19 protein-coding genes and 1 tRNA gene are annotated in these 16545 nt (G+C 34.1%); 4 read left to right on the forward strand and 16 right to left on the reverse strand.

What is annotated here, in order from left to right:
• Nucleotides 1-15 precede the first annotated feature (15 nt).
• The 3 genes from K6112_03165 to K6112_03175 are packed head-to-tail and all read right to left on the reverse strand — an operon-like array spanning nucleotide 16 to nucleotide 2424.
• Nucleotides 16-504 carry a c-type cytochrome gene (locus K6112_03165; protein QZP18352.1) on the reverse strand — a complete coding sequence of 163 codons (489 nt, stop codon included), beginning with the start codon at nucleotides 502-504 and terminating at the stop codon, nucleotides 16-18.
• Nucleotides 505-530: 26 nt separating this feature from the next.
• The gene (gene cyoE / locus K6112_03170; protein ID QZP18353.1) at nucleotides 531-1442 is read right to left on the reverse strand and encodes a heme o synthase; all 912 of its coding nucleotides are present in this window, start codon (nucleotides 1440-1442) and stop codon (nucleotides 531-533) included.
• The gene (locus K6112_03175) at nucleotides 1435-2424 is read right to left on the reverse strand and encodes a COX15/CtaA family protein (GenBank protein ID QZP18354.1); all 990 of its coding nucleotides are present in this window, start codon (nucleotides 2422-2424) and stop codon (nucleotides 1435-1437) included. Before K6112_03175 ends, cyoE begins: the two co-directional genes overlap by 8 nt.
• A gap of 54 nt (nucleotides 2425-2478) precedes the next feature.
• Here K6112_03175 and K6112_03180 point away from each other — a divergent pair, with 54 nt between their 5' ends.
• The gene (locus K6112_03180) at nucleotides 2479-2988 is read left to right on the forward strand and encodes a TlpA family protein disulfide reductase (GenBank protein QZP18355.1); all 510 of its coding nucleotides are present in this window, start codon (nucleotides 2479-2481) and stop codon (nucleotides 2986-2988) included.
• Here K6112_03180 and K6112_03185 read toward each other — a convergent pair whose 3' ends face one another.
• A complete protein-coding gene (locus K6112_03185) occupies nucleotides 2989-3570 on the reverse strand; it encodes a hypothetical protein (protein ID QZP18356.1) in 582 nt (193 codons plus the stop codon). It lies immediately after the preceding gene.
• Entirely contained in the window at nucleotides 3560-4300 is a 741-nt protein-coding gene (locus K6112_03190) for an SURF1 family protein (GenBank protein QZP18357.1), read from the reverse strand. The genes K6112_03185 and K6112_03190 overlap by 11 nt, the downstream gene beginning before the upstream one ends.
• Nucleotides 4301-4322: 22 nt before the next feature.
• Here K6112_03190 and K6112_03195 point away from each other — a divergent pair, with 22 nt between their 5' ends.
• Nucleotides 4323-4538: a twin transmembrane helix small protein gene (locus K6112_03195; GenBank protein ID QZP18358.1), complete on the forward strand. Its 216-nt coding sequence runs from the start codon at nucleotides 4323-4325 to the stop codon at nucleotides 4536-4538.
• A 41-nt stretch (nucleotides 4539-4579) separates the two neighbouring features.
• Here the strand turns inward: K6112_03195 and K6112_03200 are convergent, their stop codons facing one another.
• The 6 genes from K6112_03200 to K6112_03225 form a co-directional block, all read right to left on the reverse strand.
• Nucleotides 4580-5458, reverse strand: a complete 879-nt coding sequence (locus K6112_03200) for a cytochrome c oxidase subunit 3 (protein ID QZP18359.1) — start codon at nucleotides 5456-5458, stop codon at nucleotides 4580-4582.
• A gap of 37 nt (nucleotides 5459-5495) precedes the next feature.
• The gene (locus K6112_03205) at nucleotides 5496-6029 is read right to left on the reverse strand and encodes a cytochrome c oxidase assembly protein (GenBank protein ID QZP18360.1); all 534 of its coding nucleotides are present in this window, start codon (nucleotides 6027-6029) and stop codon (nucleotides 5496-5498) included.
• 116 nt (nucleotides 6030-6145) lie between these two features.
• On the reverse strand, nucleotides 6146-7744 hold the full coding sequence (gene ctaD / locus K6112_03210; GenBank protein ID QZP18361.1) for a cytochrome c oxidase subunit I: 1599 nt from the start codon (nucleotides 7742-7744) through the stop codon (nucleotides 6146-6148).
• Between the two features lie 29 nt (nucleotides 7745-7773).
• The gene (coxB, locus tag K6112_03215; GenBank protein ID QZP18362.1) at nucleotides 7774-8913 is read right to left on the reverse strand and encodes a cytochrome c oxidase subunit II; all 1140 of its coding nucleotides are present in this window, start codon (nucleotides 8911-8913) and stop codon (nucleotides 7774-7776) included.
• 201 nt (nucleotides 8914-9114) lie between these two features.
• Nucleotides 9115-9576 (reverse strand): DUF2244 domain-containing protein, encoded by a 462-nt coding sequence (locus K6112_03220; GenBank protein ID QZP18363.1) that lies wholly within the window; start codon nucleotides 9574-9576, stop codon nucleotides 9115-9117.
• 21 nt (nucleotides 9577-9597) lie between these two features.
• Nucleotides 9598-9684, reverse strand: a tRNA-Leu gene (locus K6112_03225).
• A 36-nt stretch (nucleotides 9685-9720) separates the two neighbouring features.
• On the opposite strand from K6112_03225, the gene queA reads away from it, so the two are divergent.
• The gene (queA, locus tag K6112_03230) at nucleotides 9721-10770 is read left to right on the forward strand and encodes a tRNA preQ1(34) S-adenosylmethionine ribosyltransferase-isomerase QueA (protein QZP18475.1); all 1050 of its coding nucleotides are present in this window, start codon (nucleotides 9721-9723) and stop codon (nucleotides 10768-10770) included.
• A gap of 20 nt (nucleotides 10771-10790) precedes the next feature.
• Nucleotides 10791-11663 carry a hypothetical protein gene (locus tag K6112_03235; protein ID QZP18364.1) on the forward strand — a complete coding sequence of 291 codons (873 nt, stop codon included), beginning with the start codon at nucleotides 10791-10793 and terminating at the stop codon, nucleotides 11661-11663.
• Here the strand turns inward: K6112_03235 and proS are convergent, their stop codons facing one another.
• Genes proS through K6112_03260 form a run of 5 tightly spaced genes read right to left on the reverse strand, consistent with a single transcriptional unit; the run spans nucleotide 11664 to nucleotide 16432 of the window.
• Complete coding sequence (gene proS / locus K6112_03240) at nucleotides 11664-12896, reverse strand: proline--tRNA ligase (protein ID QZP18365.1); 1233 nt, start codon at nucleotides 12894-12896, stop codon at nucleotides 11664-11666.
• Between the two features lie 2 nt (nucleotides 12897-12898).
• The gene (locus K6112_03245; protein QZP18366.1) at nucleotides 12899-13354 is read right to left on the reverse strand and encodes a hypothetical protein; all 456 of its coding nucleotides are present in this window, start codon (nucleotides 13352-13354) and stop codon (nucleotides 12899-12901) included.
• A 6-nt stretch (nucleotides 13355-13360) separates the two neighbouring features.
• Nucleotides 13361-13837: a ribosomal protein S18-alanine N-acetyltransferase gene (gene rimI / locus K6112_03250; GenBank protein QZP18367.1), complete on the reverse strand. Its 477-nt coding sequence runs from the start codon at nucleotides 13835-13837 to the stop codon at nucleotides 13361-13363.
• Entirely contained in the window at nucleotides 13794-14492 is a 699-nt protein-coding gene (gene tsaB / locus K6112_03255) for a tRNA (adenosine(37)-N6)-threonylcarbamoyltransferase complex dimerization subunit type 1 TsaB (protein ID QZP18368.1), read from the reverse strand. Before tsaB ends, rimI begins: the two co-directional genes overlap by 44 nt.
• A complete protein-coding gene (locus K6112_03260; GenBank protein QZP18369.1) occupies nucleotides 14489-16432 on the reverse strand; it encodes an ATP-dependent DNA helicase in 1944 nt (647 codons plus the stop codon). Before K6112_03260 ends, tsaB begins: the two co-directional genes overlap by 4 nt.
• Nucleotides 16433-16545: the final 113 nt, after the last annotated feature.

Raw genomic sequence — 16545 nt, forward strand, 5'->3', positions numbered from 1 at the left:
TAGATTTCTAACGCTTTATAAGTTACCACCTGATGAATTTGCCATCCAAACAACAGCTGCAGCAACTTCTGCATCTGAAAGTGATGGATTTCCACCTTTAGCAGGCATAGTTCTAATACCCATAATTGCATTGTTTACAAGCATTTCTTTACCTTGAGCTATTCTTGGCGCCCACTGCTCTTTATCTCCAATCTTAGGTGAATTCATCATCCCACTTGCATGGCATAACGCACAATTTTTTTGGGCAATTTTTTCACCTGAAATGCTGCCGCTATCTCCAGCTTTTTCTGTTGCTGCCTCAGCCACCTTAACTTCTGCTACAGGTTTTACATCGGCTTCAGCAACTTTTTCCTCGACCACTGTATTCTCGACTACATTTTTTGTAGGTTCAGGACTCTCTTTTTTTGTAGCAGCTACAATAACAACTATTGCAAAAATAAAGCTGCCCACAACAACTCCTACAGTTTCTAAAACGCTTCTTAAATGACTATTTTCCTTGCTCATAAAACCCTCTCTTACTAAATTAAAAGTTAAACAAAAATAAATTTATAGTAGTGATCGACTAAAAAAGCCGCAAATATTAAACTCAGATATAAAATCGAATAATTAAATACTTTTTTTGATAGTTTATCAGAATAATTCCTGTACAACACAACAACATAATAAAGAAATACAGCGTTTAATATTGTTGCAAAGAATAAATAAATAAGCCCTGACATACCAACACTAAAGGGCATGAGAGTAACTATCGCCAAAATAATAGTGTATAAAATGATATGTAGTAAAGTAAATTTTTCACCATGCGTTACGGGCAACATTGGGATACCAACTTTGGCATATTCCTCGCGACGGTAAAGTGCCAAAGCCCAGAAATGCGGAGGCGTCCAACAGAATATTATTAAAAAAAGAATCCACGCTTCAGGTGAAAGTTGGTTATTGACTGCGGCCCAACCTAATACAGGTGGCATTGCTCCAGAGGCACCTCCAATAACGATATTCATTGGGGTAGCAGGTTTTAAGAATACTGTGTAGATCGCCGCGTAAGCAAAAAAAGTTATTAACGTGAGCCACATAGTGAGGAAGTTTACAAAAAAGAACAGGACTGCTAATCCTATGAGGCCAACTATAGATGCTAGAACTAATGTTTCTTGCTGGTTAATTTTTCCAGTGCCAAGAGGTCTGGCTCGAGTTCTTGCCATTTTCTTATCAATACTCTCCTCAATCAGGCAATTAAATGCTGCTGCTGCTGCTGCCACAAAACCTATTCCTAAAATGCCTGACAATAAAATATTCCATGGGACCATCCCAGGTGTACTTAAAAACATCCCAATAACTGCTGTAAAAACGATTAGTGAGTTAACTCTTAATTTACAAAGAGTCAGAAAATTTTTAATCTTTTCTGCGTTTATTTGAAATTCATTATTTTCAAGTGCTTTAGTCATACTTTGGTGTAATTCTTGAATTAATAATAACCGTTATTATAACTAATAAAGCAGCGCCAAGGTTATGCATTGTTGCTAATGCTAATGGTAAATGGAGAAGTAAGTTTAGAACTCCAATAACAAACTGAAAGCCTATAACTATGATTAGAAGATTTCTATATAGATTACATGACTTAAACTTACTCATTAAATAAATAACGTATAAAAAATAGGAGACAAAGATAAAAGCCCCAACTCTATGAACCCATTGAATTGCTTGAAGTGCCTGAAGGGTTAAAGCCTCACCTTCGGAAGTGACACCCAATTCTCTCCACAAAGAGAAGCCATTACTAAAATCCATAGGTGGTATAAGTTCACCGTGACATGTTGGGAAATCGGTGCAGGCAAGTGCTGCATAATTTGTACTTGTCCAGCCTCCTAAAAAAATTTGAATAAATAGAATCACAAATGAAAATCTTATTATTTTTATAGAGGCAGGGTTTAAGCTAATTAATTTATCACTGACTGTGCCCCAATGACGATGTGAAATATAAGTCAATAATCCTAACGTTGTCATACCTCCAAGCAAATGCAATGAGACTATTATGGGCATTAAAAGCTCTGTTACCGTCCACATCCCTAACATCCCCTGCGCAATTACAAGTCCTAATAACCCATAAACAAGTGACGGTTTCACATTTATCTCATCTTTTTTTCTATATGCTAAGAAAGCTAAAGATAAAATTAAAAAACCTAAAATAGCTGCAATGTATCGATGAATCATTTCAATCCACGCTTTTTTATTATCAATTGAGCTCTCAGGATAATTAGCTTGAGCTTTTTCGATTGCAGCCACACTTTCTGGGACCGTTAAAGTTCCATAACAACCAGGCCAATCAGGGCAACCCAGACCCGCATCTGTTAATCGAACATACGCACCAAATACAACCACACATAAGGCAAGCATCGTAGCACCAAGTACTATATTTTTGAACCAAATCATACCTATCCTCTCATTAAGAAGTATTCATTACCGGTTATAATAAATACTTTAAACATGTATCTAAAAAAATCTAAATTGAAAAACAATAAAATCATATCTATCTTGCTTATTGCTTTTGTTACTGTACTTTTATTTTTAAGCCTACAAACTACAACTATTAAAGATCTGAATCTAACCACTATCAGTGGTGAAAAAATAACTTCACAGCAGCTGCTAGGTAAAATCACACTTATTAATTTTTGGGCAACTGATTGTCCAGGCTGCATCAATGAAATGCCTGGACTTATTGAAACTTACAATCAATATAAGGACCAAGGGTTGGAGGTAATTGCTGTAGCAATGTACTATGATCCCCCAAGTCGAGTCATCAGTTTTACTAAAAATAATAATCTTCCTTTTCCTGTCGTACTTGATACTAATAAAGAAATAATAAATAAGTTTAACAACGTCAAACTAACTCCAACATCAATAATACTTGATGAAAATGGCTATGTAATAAACACCATTATTGGAGAAATTGATTTTAATGAATTTAATAAAAAACTTATTAAACTTTTAAAATAATTATTTCTGGTTCCTAATAAGTCTTTCAATGTCCTTAATAGTTCCCATAGGGTTGGCATCTAATTTATATTTCATCATCAAAAAACCAAATGGGTCAATCAAGTAAGTCCCACTAATATCAAATTTAGGATACTCTTCAAATTTTTTAACAAGACGTTCATAATCCTTACTTTTCGGATCAATGTATTTCTGCCCATTAAACGAATCTGAAAATGCTTCCCATGACTGAATTTTTGTTGATACCAAAAGACGGTCAACCTTATCCCTATCCTTACCCAAGGCAAGCCTGATTTGCCTTACTTCATAGAGCTTATCTTCACAAAATTGATTACATTCTGATTCTACGAAAAAGACTAAAGTCCATTTGTCATTTATTGATGAGACAGCATCATTCTTGATATCGTAAACTTCTAACTCTCCCAATGAGATAACTGGAGAAATGATCGTACCTTTTTGTGTACCTCCATCTTCTTTTTTAAATTCAGTAAAGAAAACCAAATACCAACTCACAAAAATAGGGATTATGAATATTAAAGCGACACCTAATAGAATGATTCTCGCTTTTGACTTTTTATTTACCATTGGATTTCCTTTTCATACTAAGCCTTATAAAAATAATTAAAAGAGTAATTGCAAATGCAAACCATTGAAAGGCATATCCATAATTCTTTTGTGAGTCAGGTGCAGGTAATTTAAAATTCTCATAAAACTCTTTATCAATAATTGGATTAAGATAAATCATGTAAGGCATTACATTCGCCGAGAGAAAATAATCAAGTTCTAGTTTATCTAGCCTTTGGAACCTAAAAATTTGAGAATTAAGTGTCTCAATGCTATTTTTTCCTAATTTTATTCCGCTTACTGGAAAATCGGCAACATATCCTAAGAGCAATATTTTTCCTTCAATCTCATTAATAACTGGGAGCATCTCACGATTTTTTAAATTTGGGTGCCAGCCTCTATTAACTAAAACTATAGAATCTGAGCCTTTGATTTTAAACGGTGTAATAATGTTAAAACCAGCAATTTGATTAAATATTTGATTATCTAAAATAATATTTTGTTTATTTATAAATGAACCTTCAAACTCAACCTTTCTCCATAGAAGGCTCGATTTTTCATCAATTACATTATTTTTATCAAGAACGATAGCAGCTTCTTGTTGTCTATCTGTATAATTTGAATTTAGAGCATTTTTTTGATCGGCCCTATCAATTTGCCAGAAACCTAGGGCAATAAAGCCACAAAAGGTAATTGCAAATATTAATGCAGGAAAAAGTTTAAATTTAAATGTATAGTTTTTTAAAAGCACATTTATCCTTGGGGAAATTATTTTGGATGCAGCATCTATTTATAAGTTCATCGTTATAGCACTTCTTGTATTAATTTTACTTTCATTAACCAAAGGATTACATTTCTTGATGAAAGATGATGAGAAATCTTTTAACATGGTCAAATCTTTGACCGTAAGAATTGTCTTATCGATTTTACTATTTATCTTATTGTTCTTTGGGTTTTATATGGGTTGGTTATCTCCGAACTATGCATAAAAAAAAGGTTACCTACTGATAACCTTTTTTTTCAATTAAACCTAAATCCAATATACGAAAATAAATAATCCAAGCCAAACTACATCAACAAAGTGCCAGTACCAGGCAACGGCTTCAAATGCGAAATGATCTTTTTTGCTGAAGTGCCCTTTTATTGATCTATACAAAATAATAGCTAACATTAATGCACCCATGCTCACATGAAAACCATGGAAGCCAGTCAACATATAAAATGTTGACCCATAAATACCACCCTTCAATGTCAAATCAAGCGCTTGATGCGCATGGACATACTCATAAACTTGAAAACCAAGAAAGATTAAACCTAGAAGAACTGTCGCAGCTAACCATGAACAAAGTTGTTTACGATTATTTTTTTGTAATGCCCAATGAGCTAGTGTAACAGTTACACCGCTTAACAACAGTAATGTAGTGTTAAGTGCAGGTACTCCAAATGCTGGTATAACATTGGTGTATTGAGTGTATCTTGATGGATCTGGCATAACATTCATAGGCCACGCAGCTTGAAATGCTGGCCATAGAAACTCATGTGTCCCGTTGTGCCCTCCATTACCTTCTCCACTTAACCAAGGAATAGAGAATTCTCTTGCATAATATAGAGCGCCAAAGAAAGCTGCGAAAAACATAACTTCTGAAAGAATAAACCAACCCATACCCATTCTAAAACTAACATCGACTTGTTTACTATATTTTCCTGCTAAACTTTCCTTGATAACATCCTTAAACCAACCATGAAACATATAAACTACTGCAGCTAAACCAATAAATAGTATAAATTTTCCAATATCTCCACCGTTAAACCAAACGGCACCACCTAAGAAAGATGTAAATAGTGCAAGGGTTGCGATAATTGGCCATTTACTGCCATCAGGGACGTAATAAAGTTCTTGAGATGCCATAGTTTTTCCTATTTATATATTTTTAATTAAATAACTTTTAGTTAACTGCTACTTTTTTTGCTCTAAAAAAAGTATAAGACAATGTTAAGGCAGTTACTTCCTCCGGTAAATCTTTATCAACTTCAAACCTTACTACCATTTCTTTAACTTCGCCAGGTTTTAATAACTGGTTTATAAAACAAAAGCATTCAGCTTTTTTAAAATATAACGATGCAATCTGAGGAGAAACACTCGGTATAGCCTGTCCTGTCACATCACCGTTATACAGATTCTCAACGACGTAAGTCGCCTCATAAAATTTGCCTGGCTGAACCTTCATGGTCTTAACATTTGACTTTAATTTCCAAGGCAAATCACCATTAATATTTGAATCAAACCTTATTTTCACAATTCGATCAGACTTGTATTCTTCTTTCACATCACTCTCAACTACACGAATTGTTTTGCCATTTAACCCTGTGATTTTACAAAATACATCATACAATGGGACCATAGCATAACCAAAACCAAACATTAGTATCGTCACTAAAAACAAAGTGATGGCAGTCTTTTTTGTACCCCTATTACCCATTTAAAATGTAAACATCAAAACAAATAACCCGTAAAAAGAGCAAGCCATTAAACCTAATATTATTGCTAATCGCTTATTTTTTTTATTAAGCTTTACCTTCCTATCAGACGACTTCATTAACCGTTTTCAAGCATTTCTTTTCTAATTTTAGGCGGTGTTTCGAATGTATGGAATGGTGCAGGTGATGGAACTGTCCATTCAAGACCTCTCGCGCCCTCCCAAGATACTGCTTTCGCTTTTTTACCACCTAGAGCACACTTTATTACAATATAGATAAATAGTAACTGTGTAAGGCCATAAGCAAATCCACCAATACTTGATATCATATTGAAATCAGCAAATTGGATATTATAGTCGGGTATTCTTCTTGGCATTCCTGCAAGTCCTAAGAAATGCTGAGGGAAGAAAAGTATATTAGCTGCTATTGTAGAAAGCCAAAAGTGTATCTTTCCTAGCCTTTCGTCATACATGTGGCCTGTCCATTTTGGAAGCCAGTAGTATACTGCCCCCATTAAGGCAAATACCGCACCTGTGAGAAGAACATAATGAAAATGAGCAACAACAAAATAAGTATCATGATACTGAAAGTCAACTGGAGTAATACCTAACATCAGTCCAGAAAAACCACCGATAGTAAATAATATAACGAATGCTATTGCAAATAACATAGGAGTTTCAAAGGTCATTGATCCCCTCCACATAGTGGCCATCCAGTTAAATACTTTTACCCCAGTAGGAACAGCAATCAACATTGTTGCATACATGAAGAACAATTCACCTTTGATGGGAAGCCCTACAGTAAACATATGGTGAGCCCAAACAAAAAATGACAGAATTGCAATCGAGGCAGTCGCGTAAACCATAGATGCATAGCCAAATAATGGCTTTCTTGAAAATGTTGGGATAATTGAAGAAACTATTCCAAAGGCTGGCAAGGCTAAAATATAAACTTCAGGATGCCCAAAGAACCAGAAAATGTGTTGGAATAATACAGGGTCCCCTCCACCAGCTGCACTAAAAAAACTCGTTCCGAAGTATTTGTCTGTGAGAAGCATTGTTACTGCTCCTGCTAAAACTGGTAATGAAGCAATTAATAAAAATGAAGTAATAACCCAAGTCCAAACAAATAATGGCATTTGCATCAATGACATACCTGGTGCTCTCATATTGAACACTGTCGCAATAATGTTAATTGCACCCATTATTGATGATATCCCTAAAAAATGGACAGCAAATATCAGAAACGGGAATGCATCTCCTGTTTGAAGAACCAGGGGCGGATACATCGTCCATCCCCCTGCAGGCCCACCACCTTGCATAAATATTGTGCTTAAAAGCAAAGCAAAAGCAAATGGGAGTATCCAAAAACTCATATTATTCATTCTAGGTAAAGCCATATCTGGCGCACCAATCATTAGCGGTATCATCCAATTTGCAAGACCTACACCTGCTGGCATAACTGCACCAAATATCATTACTAATGCATGAATGGTCACCATAGAGTTATAAAATTGAGGGTCTACAAATTGTAAGCCTGGTTGAAACAACTCAGCACGAATAATCATGGCCATAGCACCGCCAACAAAAAACATTGTCAGGGCAAATATCAAATATAACGTACCAATATCTTTGTGGTTAGTAGAGAAAAACCAACGTTTCAATCCGGTTGGCTTGTGATCATGATCATGATGTGTGTCTTTTGCTAATGTGCTCATAATTGCTTCCTAAATTAAAATTTTAAATATTATTTTGTTTGATTCTTTCTTGCTTCAGCTACTTCTTTTGGTTGTATAAGGTCACCCGTATTATTTCCCCAAGCATTTCTCTCGTATGTGGTTACTGTCGCTATTTCAACGTCAGAGAGTTGGTCACCAAATTTTGGCATCAGATTTTTACCATAAATAATTCTATATAAGTGCTCAAGTGTATTTTCTTTTTTCAATGCAATTTCACTTCCAGCCAGAGCAGGGAATGCACCAGGGACACCTTCACCATTTGCTTGGTGGCACATTAGACATTGTTTTTTATAAACTTTCTCTCCCTCAGCCATTGACTCATCCATTGTCAAAGTTTTATTTTGTGACTCTAATGCAGCCAATTTTAATGCCTTTCTATCATCTATCCATGCTTCGTAATCTTCCATTGAAACAGCCTTAACAACAATCGGCATATATCCATGTCCTTTACCACATATTTCAGTACAATTTCCTCGATAAGTTCCAGGCTCCTCGATTATTGCCCAATTGTCGTTTATGAACCCGGGTATTGCATCTCGCTTCCAACCCAGCTCAGGAACCCACCAAGCATGAATTACATCCTCAGCAGTTGTTAATATTCTTAATTTTGTATTAATTGGAACAACAAGAGGCTCATCTACATCTAGAAGATAGTTTTCATATTCCATCGGATTTTGTCCAGAATCTCTTTGAGCAACTTCTTGGCTTTTAGGATCAAGTGAACTATATAAAGTAATATCTTCATCCAAGTAATCATATTTCCATTTCCATTGAATGCCTGTAGCTTTAATGGTTATTTTTGCTTCGGAAGTATCATCCATTTTAATAAGTAATTTTGTTGCAGGAATAGCCAGTGCAATAATTATTGCAGTAGGAACTATTGTCCATATAATTTCAACAGTTGTGCTGTGGGAAAATTTAGAAGCCTTAGCTCCCTTAGATTTTCTATGATGAAATATTGACCAGAACATAACACCAAATACTAAGATACCAATTATAGTTACCACCCAAAGTGTAAGCATATGCATATCATAAATTTCTTTACTGATGGGAGTCACTCCCTGAGTCATGTTAAGACCCCAGTCAGCTAATGCTGTGAGTGGAGTAAATAGTATAAGGGCAAGAAACTTTTGATAAATTGATTTCAATTTGAATTACCTTTAATTAAGTTATTTAGTTTATTAAATTTCATTACAAAGAACTCTTGTTAGTGACTCAACAAAGCCATTAAAATTCCAACAAATAGATTCACTCGAGAATATTAACTCAGATTTTTTCTGATATTGTTAATAAATTGTAACAATTTTATCAGCAAAAAAAAAGTATTTCAATTACTCAAATACAATTTTTTAAAATCTTTTTAATAAATTAAACAATTTTTTCCTATTCTCTTCATTTACTTTTGCTCCAATATAGGTTTTTTTTCCCGACTTTGATATATATATCTCTGAATGTTTCAGATTGGTTGGAGGATTAAAAGAAAATTTTGACCACTCTTTAATAAATTTTACATTAGAGATTTTTTTTCCTTGAACAAAAGAAATTTCTATTTCAGTCGGGCCTATAATAATCTTTTCATAGAACGTGCTCTTCAAAGCAGTTATATATAGGGCATATCCTAAAAATATCGTTTCAACCCCATAAAATGGAATTGCTAAATAAAGATTTATATAACTTAAAATAATTGCGATGATTAGGATTAAAATAACAAAACAAAGATATATTTTTTTTATTAATGACCATGACATTGCTGGATTAGGCCGAACAATAATCTCATGCGTCTCTGGTTTAATTAACTTATGTTCAATCATGATTAAATTTTTAATATTTATTGGTGCCGAGAGAGAGAATCGAACTCTCACGCTGTTGCCAGCGCGGGATTTTGAATCCCGTGCGTCTACCAGTTCCGCCATCCCGGCTGAAATAAGCCGTAAGTATATCAACCAATGACGCTTATGGAAATCGATGATTTTGATTATGAACTCCCAACAAACTTAATTGCTCAGCAACCTCCAAAAGTCCGTGGTGACAGCAAATTATTGATTGTAAATCCAAACAAAACTAGCCTACTAGATAGTCATTGTAAAAATTTTTATGACTACTTATCTCCCAAAGATCTATTAATTTTTAATGATACCAAAGTAATTAAGGCAAGATTATTTGGAGAAAAAGCCACGGGGGGAAAGGTTGAGCTTTTAATAGAAAATATCATAGACCCTAATCATGCACTTACAATGATTAAAACTTCAAAAAAAATACACATTGGGCTCAAAATATTTATTTCTAAATCAATTTTTTTAGAAGTAACAAAACTAGATGAAAAATTATTCCGTGTTAAATTATTTGGATCTAATTTTACAAGGTTGCTTGAAGAATTTGGTCATGTCCCACTACCTCCATATATCAATAGGAAAGATCAAGCAGAAGACTTAGAAAGATACCAAACTACGTTTGCTAAAAATTTAGGTGCAGTAGCAGCTCCAACGGCTGGCCTCCACTTTACAGAAAATGATTTCATAAGATTTAAACAACATAAAATTAGCTATAACTTTTTAACATTGCATGTAGGGTCTGGGACATTCCAACCTGTCAAAACCAAAAATATTTCTGATCACCAAATGCACTTTGAATATTTTAATATCACTGAACAGCTAAAAGATCAAATTCTAAATACTAAAAAGGAAGGTGGTCGTATTATTGCGATTGGAACAACTTGCATGCGGGCGCTTGAAGCATCATTTATGGATAATGAAATTAAAACTGGTAATCAAAAGACTAATATATTTATAACACCTGGATATAAATTTAATATTGTTGATGGTTTATTCACTAACTTTCACCTTCCAAAAAGTACACTTCTTATGTTAGTGTCTGCTTTTGCTGGATATGAATTTACAAAAGAAATATATACTCACGCTATTAGTAAAAAATACCGGTTCTTTAGCTATGGTGATGCAATATTTATTGAACAAAAAATGCTTAAAGAAGACTTACATAATAATTAATTGAAAACGGAATAATTAAAATGAAAAAATTGCTGCTTGTTTTACTATCAACCGCTACAGTTTTTGCAAGTAACATCAATGCCGAGATTAAGGAACAGGCAGAACTAGTTTTTAAGATTCCTCTCAAAAAACAACCAACAACTAGGCCACAAACACTCGCCTATATTCCAGTAGAAAAAAAATATTATATTGCTGATGGTGGATTAGCACCCATGGGTTCTAACAGTCAGGCACCCATATCTAAATCTTTAATCCATACATACGATGACAAGGGTAACTATATTGAATCAACCCGACCCGGCTTTGACAACCGATCAATTTATTTCAATACCAAAAAAGCTGAACTGGAAACAATTACATACAATGTATCAGCTTCAGCTGGATTCGCTCCTATGACAGGAATCTACACTTTAGAACTTGATGATGATGGATTATTAACAGGTAAATCAAACGATATTATCAATACAGTTTTTGCTTTTGAAAGCTCAGGCACAATGCCCTCTTATGATGGTAAAAATAACCTATATTTTGCGAAACAAGAAAAATCAAACAAAGTCATCGTTGTAGATGCAGAAGAGTTTACTGCTAAAAAAACAATAGAACTTGATTTTAAAACACCAAATGTTAAGCCCTTTGATGTCGCAAGTCATTTTATTGCTTTCACAGATGTTAAAGATAACGAGTTAATTTTACTTGATGTTGAAAATAAACGATTTTTGATTTATGACACCGAAGGTAAATATAAAGGAGAAAGTAAGTTACCTAAGAAATTAAAGTTACGCTCAAAAAATTATTTTAACGGGCTAGGTTACACGCTTAACGGATATTACTTCGTTTATATTGACTCTGAGGGTGAGTTTGGTACTTATCATGCATACAAGGTACTGGACTAACTAATTCTTAAGTTTACCTAACAACTCCTCGAGATTAATAACTAATGAGCTCTGCTCACTTCGTCCTTTATACTCATATTTGTTATCTTTTATCGTTTTATCCCCTACCGTCACCCTATGAGGTATACCGATTAGATCGGCTTCACTAAACATCACGCCTGGGCGGAGGCCTCTATCATCTAGAAGGACATCAAAGCCCTGTTTAATTAAGTCATCATAAAGTTTATCTGCATAGCTTCTCACTTCCTTGTTTTTATCATATCCAATAGGCGTAATAATCACTTCGAAAGGTGCAATTGATGAAGGAAAGATGATACCGCTTTCATCGTGGCTTTGTTCAATTGTCGCTGCCACAATTCTTGAAACACCTATCCCATAACAACCCATGATGACAGGTTTTGACGATCCATCTTCTGCAATAAAATTAGCAGACATTTTTTCAGAATATTTTGATCCTAATTGAAAAATGTGACCGACCTCAATACCTCGACAGGTTTTAAATTTATCAATATTAGGGTTATCTTTTGCTAATTCAATATTCGCAGCATAATCAGAATGCTCATCATAGACTAGAACGTCTTCGCCAGAATCTGCAAGAACATGAAACTCGTGAGATGCATCGCCTCCGATAGCCCCATTATCTGCTGACACAGCTCTAAACTTTAATCCAATGCGATTAAATATATTCTCATATACCTTAAACATTTTTTGGTATGTTTCTTTGAGACAATCAAAATTGGTATGGAATGAATATGCATCTTTCATTAAAAATTCTCTAGCCCTCATAACGCCAAACCTAGGTCTTATCTCGTCTCTAAATTTCATTTGAATTTGGTAGAAATTGATAGGTAATTGTTTATAGCTGTTAATTTCTTTTCTTATAATATCTGTGATCACTTCCTCATGCGTAGGCCCAAAACAAAACTCTTTCTCATGCCTATCTTTAATTTTTAACATTTGAGGACCAAACTCCTCCCAACGTTCGGACTCCTTCCATAAGTCAGCAGGCTGAATGGCTGGCATTAAAAGCTCTATGCAATCTGCCTTATTAAGCTCATCCCTTATAATCATTTCAATTTTTTTTAACACCCGGAGGCCCAATGGCATAATGGTGTATAGGCCTGACCCAAGCAATCTAACCATACCTGCCCTTACAAGCAACTGATGACTTAAAAGTTCAGCCTCCGCTGGAGATTCCTTCCTTGTTGCAATGTAGAATTTTGATGCTCGCATTTTTAATTATTTCCTTTCATTTCACCTTGTAATGATGATTGGATATCATGCCATAACTTTTTCTTCTTATCCGGGTTTGACAACATTTCATCTAACGATGGCAATGATTTAATAGTTACATCTAAATCATGTAACCCCATTGAGTTCGATCCCCCTATGAAGAATATGTGAATTATTGAGTTCTTCTTTAATATTACATCAATCTCCCCTTCTTCTATATTCCCCAAGTATTTTGAATTTACTGAAATAGAATTCATATACACATGAATATTTTTAAATAATTCTTTTGCATCATTGGTTAAGCTATCAAGCTCGGGCACTATAATTGAAATATTTAATTCTTTAAAAAAATATAAGCCAATGTTAGAAAAGGCCTGTGTAGTTTTTTTCGGACTTTTTTTATTCAGCCAAATTGGGAGTAAATTCAGTTCCTCGTATGCAACCTTTTTTTCTATCATATTTATTTAAAAGCTTAACGCCATTAAAATGGCATCTTCATTTCCATTTGATGTTTTGTAGTAATTTGGTCGAATTCCAACCTCATTGAAACCTTTTTTTTCATATAACAGAATAGCATTTTTATTTGACCTTCTGACCTCTAAAAATAGATTTGACACTTTTCTTTCTAAACAATTTTTAACTAGGTGACTTATTATAATTTTCCCAAAGCCTTGCTTATGAAAATGCTTGTTTACCGTGATATTTAGGAGTTCACATTCATCGGCTGCGAAGCTTGCAATGTAATAACCTATAATTAATTCATCACCTTTTAACACTTGAAATAGATTGCCAGCACTTATCGAATCAAGAAGATTTTTTTTTGACCAAGGCGAAATATGGCAATCTGCTTCAATCAAGACAATTTTTTCTATATCACTCAACTCTACATTTATGAAGCTAAATTTTTCTTTCTTTGGCTTTAAGATCAATTTCTCTTTCACTGATAGTTTTGGCAACGTTATTCCTAATATATATAGGTGCGGCATTTTTAAGATTAAAATTTTTATCTAGCCTTTTTATGCTTAATTGAGCAATTGCACCTGCTAATGGGTATTCATTCTCATCAATTATAACTTTTTGGTCTTGGTATCTCTCAATTAGAATTTTTTTATATTCAAAAACACCTGACCCGGCGATAACACCATCTACTAAATCTAAATTAGGTAAATCGCATGGCTCAAAGACACCGCTATCAATAATTGAAACCAGCTCACCATTGACCCTCTTATATGCGCCCATATATAACTCTCCCATCCTTGCATCCACGCAAGGTATGACGACATCTTTATTTACTTTTTTGGCAATAGCCTCTAGATTATTGATTCCTACAATAGGTAAATTATGGGCATATGCAATACCGTATGCCACACCCGCAGCAATTCTGACCCCTGTAAATGATCCTGGGCCTGCGCCAAAGGCAACACCATTAAGATCACTAAAATTAATATCACTTATATCCATTAAGTTTTTCAATAAAGGTAGGATATTTTCAGAATGTTTTTTATCAGATGAATACGATTCCTCAATTAAAGAATCATTTTTTAGTAAAGCAATAGATAAAAGTTGACCCGAGGTGTCGATTGATAAAATGTTCATTCTAATTCTTCCAAAAAATTAATAACGGCAGATTCATTCCTTGTTCTCTTAAAAGGAGGGAGGCTTTTCCAAATCTTAATACCATATGACTTTTCAATAATTCTTTTATCACAAATAACCATAACCCCTTTATCATGATCGTCCCTAATAAGTCTTCCCACCCCCTGCTTAAGCCTTATGATCGCTTCAGGCAGTTGCATCGACATAAAAGCATTTATCCCCTCTTCAGATAATAATTTAATTTTTGATTCAAATACAGGATCTCCTGGTGATTGAAATGGAAGCTTATCAATTATAACTAAACTCAATGCCCGACCTCTTACATCGATACCCTCCCAAAAACTTAATGAACCAATTAAAATTGCATTTCCATGTTTTTTAAATTGCTGCAATAAGTCACTTTTAGGGCCCTCTCCTTGTGTAATTACTGGATAATCAATTTCATTTTTTTTGAGTTCATCCTTTAATAAAGCACCAATTTGCTCCATTGATTTTAAGCTTGTGGCCAAAACGAACGCCCTACCTTTTGATGCTTTGAGAAGGGGTAATGCCTTTTTAACCAAAACTAAATTGAATAATTCATCCTTTGAATCTGGGATTTCTTTTGGCACATATAAAAATGCATTTTCACTATAATTAAATGGGCTCTGTAAATATTGGGTCATTGCTTTTTCAAGTCCGAGTAGCTTCACAAAGTGATCAAAGCTCCCATTGATTGATAAGGTTGCCGAAGTGAATATCCATGCACTTTCACTTTTCTCTTGAAATTTATTAAATTGTTCAGAAATACTTATGGGGGTTTCATTAAATTGAACTGTCCTGGCAAAAACCTCTAACCAATAAATATTATTTTGATTATCTTTTTTCAACCAAGAGCTAAATCTTATATTAAGCTCCGAAGATCTTTCAAACAGCTTTTGTAGCTCTGCATTTTCCTCAGAATGCTTTGATAAAGTAATTCCTAATAATTCTAATTTTTCAATTAGAGAATTATAAGTTTTTTCAAAATTTTCGTAGTTCTTAAGATTGTTGATATTTAGTCTGGCAGGAAATGGGCTTACTATTTTTTTTAACTCAAAAACAATTTCTTGAAAGTCTTTTGATAAAGTATCTAAAACCTTAATGGTATCTGGATATTTTTTTAATCCTTGTTGACAGTCTTGGATTAAATTAGATATTTGACTAGAAGAAATGGATTGACCCAGAAAAAAAGATGCAACTAATGGAACTTGATGGGCCTCATCAAAAATTATCGTATTCGCTTTGGGGAGAATCTCTGATAATTCTTCATCTTTTAAGACAAAATCAGCAAAAAATAAATGGTGATTTACTATAAGCACCTCTGATTCTAGTGCCTCTTTACGTGCTTTTACTAAAAAACATTCCTTATAAAATTCACAATCCTGTCCCAGACAATTTTCCTTTGTCGAAGTGACCATTGGCCATATAGTTGAAGTCTCTGGTATTTCACTGATTTCAGACACCTCACCGGAATCGGTGTTATCTGAAAAAGCCTTAATTAGATGTAAATGTTGAGCATCCTCTTTGTTAAAAAACATGCCCTCCTGAATTGTATTTTCCATCCTAAGTTTACAAATATAGTTTCCTCTTCCCTTTAAAATATTTACCTTCACGGAGATTTTAAGAGCCTCTCTTATTTTAGGAATATCGTTGAAAAAAAGTTGGTCTTGTAAGTTTTTCGTCGCTGTTGATATAACAACCTTACCTCCCTTTAAAAGTGCTGGATATAAATAGGCAAAGGTTTTACCAACGCCCGTTCCAGCCTCTACAACTAAAGATGATGTGTCTTCAATCGTGCCAATAATTGATTTTGCCATTTCAACTTGCTCGGTCCTTAGTTGATAATCTTCAAGGCAATCATTTAAAGGGCCATTTACACTAAAGAAATCGTCAGTCGTAGAATTTTGATGGGCAGTCATAGTTTAAAGGTTAACTCACATGGAACTTAAATTCATAAATATATGTCAGTTGAGGGTTAATATAGAATTATTTTTTTATAAAGTGTTTATGCATTAAAATAATAATAATTCTT

The organism is Methylophilales bacterium, assembly GCA_019823025.1.
Lineage (GTDB): Bacteria > Pseudomonadota > Gammaproteobacteria > Burkholderiales > Methylophilaceae > BACL14.

Bases quoted from the DNA above. Each gene is read 5' to 3' on its own strand.
- K6112_03165 (QZP18352.1), bottom strand. From the start codon at position 504: ATGAGCAAGGAAAATAGTCATTTAAGAAGCGTTTTAGAAACTGTAGGA.
- cyoE (QZP18353.1), bottom strand. From the start codon at position 1,442: ATGACTAAAGCACTTGAAAATAATGAATTTCAAATAAACGCAGAAAAG.
- K6112_03175 (QZP18354.1), bottom strand. From the start codon at position 2,424: ATGATTTGGTTCAAAAATATAGTACTTGGTGCTACGATGCTTGCCTTA.
- K6112_03180 (QZP18355.1), top strand. From the start codon at position 2,479: ATGTATCTAAAAAAATCTAAATTGAAAAACAATAAAATCATATCTATC.
- K6112_03185 (QZP18356.1), bottom strand. From the start codon at position 3,570: ATGGTAAATAAAAAGTCAAAAGCGAGAATCATTCTATTAGGTGTCGCT.
- K6112_03200 (QZP18359.1), bottom strand. From the start codon at position 5,458: ATGGCATCTCAAGAACTTTATTACGTCCCTGATGGCAGTAAATGGCCA.
- K6112_03205 (QZP18360.1), bottom strand. From the start codon at position 6,029: ATGGGTAATAGGGGTACAAAAAAGACTGCCATCACTTTGTTTTTAGTG.
- ctaD (QZP18361.1), bottom strand. From the start codon at position 7,744: ATGAGCACATTAGCAAAAGACACACATCATGATCATGATCACAAGCCA.
- K6112_03220 (QZP18363.1), bottom strand. From the start codon at position 9,576: ATGATTGAACATAAGTTAATTAAACCAGAGACGCATGAGATTATTGTT.
- queA (QZP18475.1), top strand. From the start codon at position 9,721: ATGGAAATCGATGATTTTGATTATGAACTCCCAACAAACTTAATTGCT.
- K6112_03235 (QZP18364.1), top strand. From the start codon at position 10,791: ATGAAAAAATTGCTGCTTGTTTTACTATCAACCGCTACAGTTTTTGCA.
- proS (QZP18365.1), bottom strand. From the start codon at position 12,896: ATGCGAGCATCAAAATTCTACATTGCAACAAGGAAGGAATCTCCAGCG.
- K6112_03245 (QZP18366.1), bottom strand. From the start codon at position 13,354: ATGATAGAAAAAAAGGTTGCATACGAGGAACTGAATTTACTCCCAATT.
- tsaB (QZP18368.1), bottom strand. From the start codon at position 14,492: ATGAACATTTTATCAATCGACACCTCGGGTCAACTTTTATCTATTGCT.
- K6112_03260 (QZP18369.1), bottom strand. From the start codon at position 16,432: ATGACTGCCCATCAAAATTCTACGACTGACGATTTCTTTAGTGTAAAT.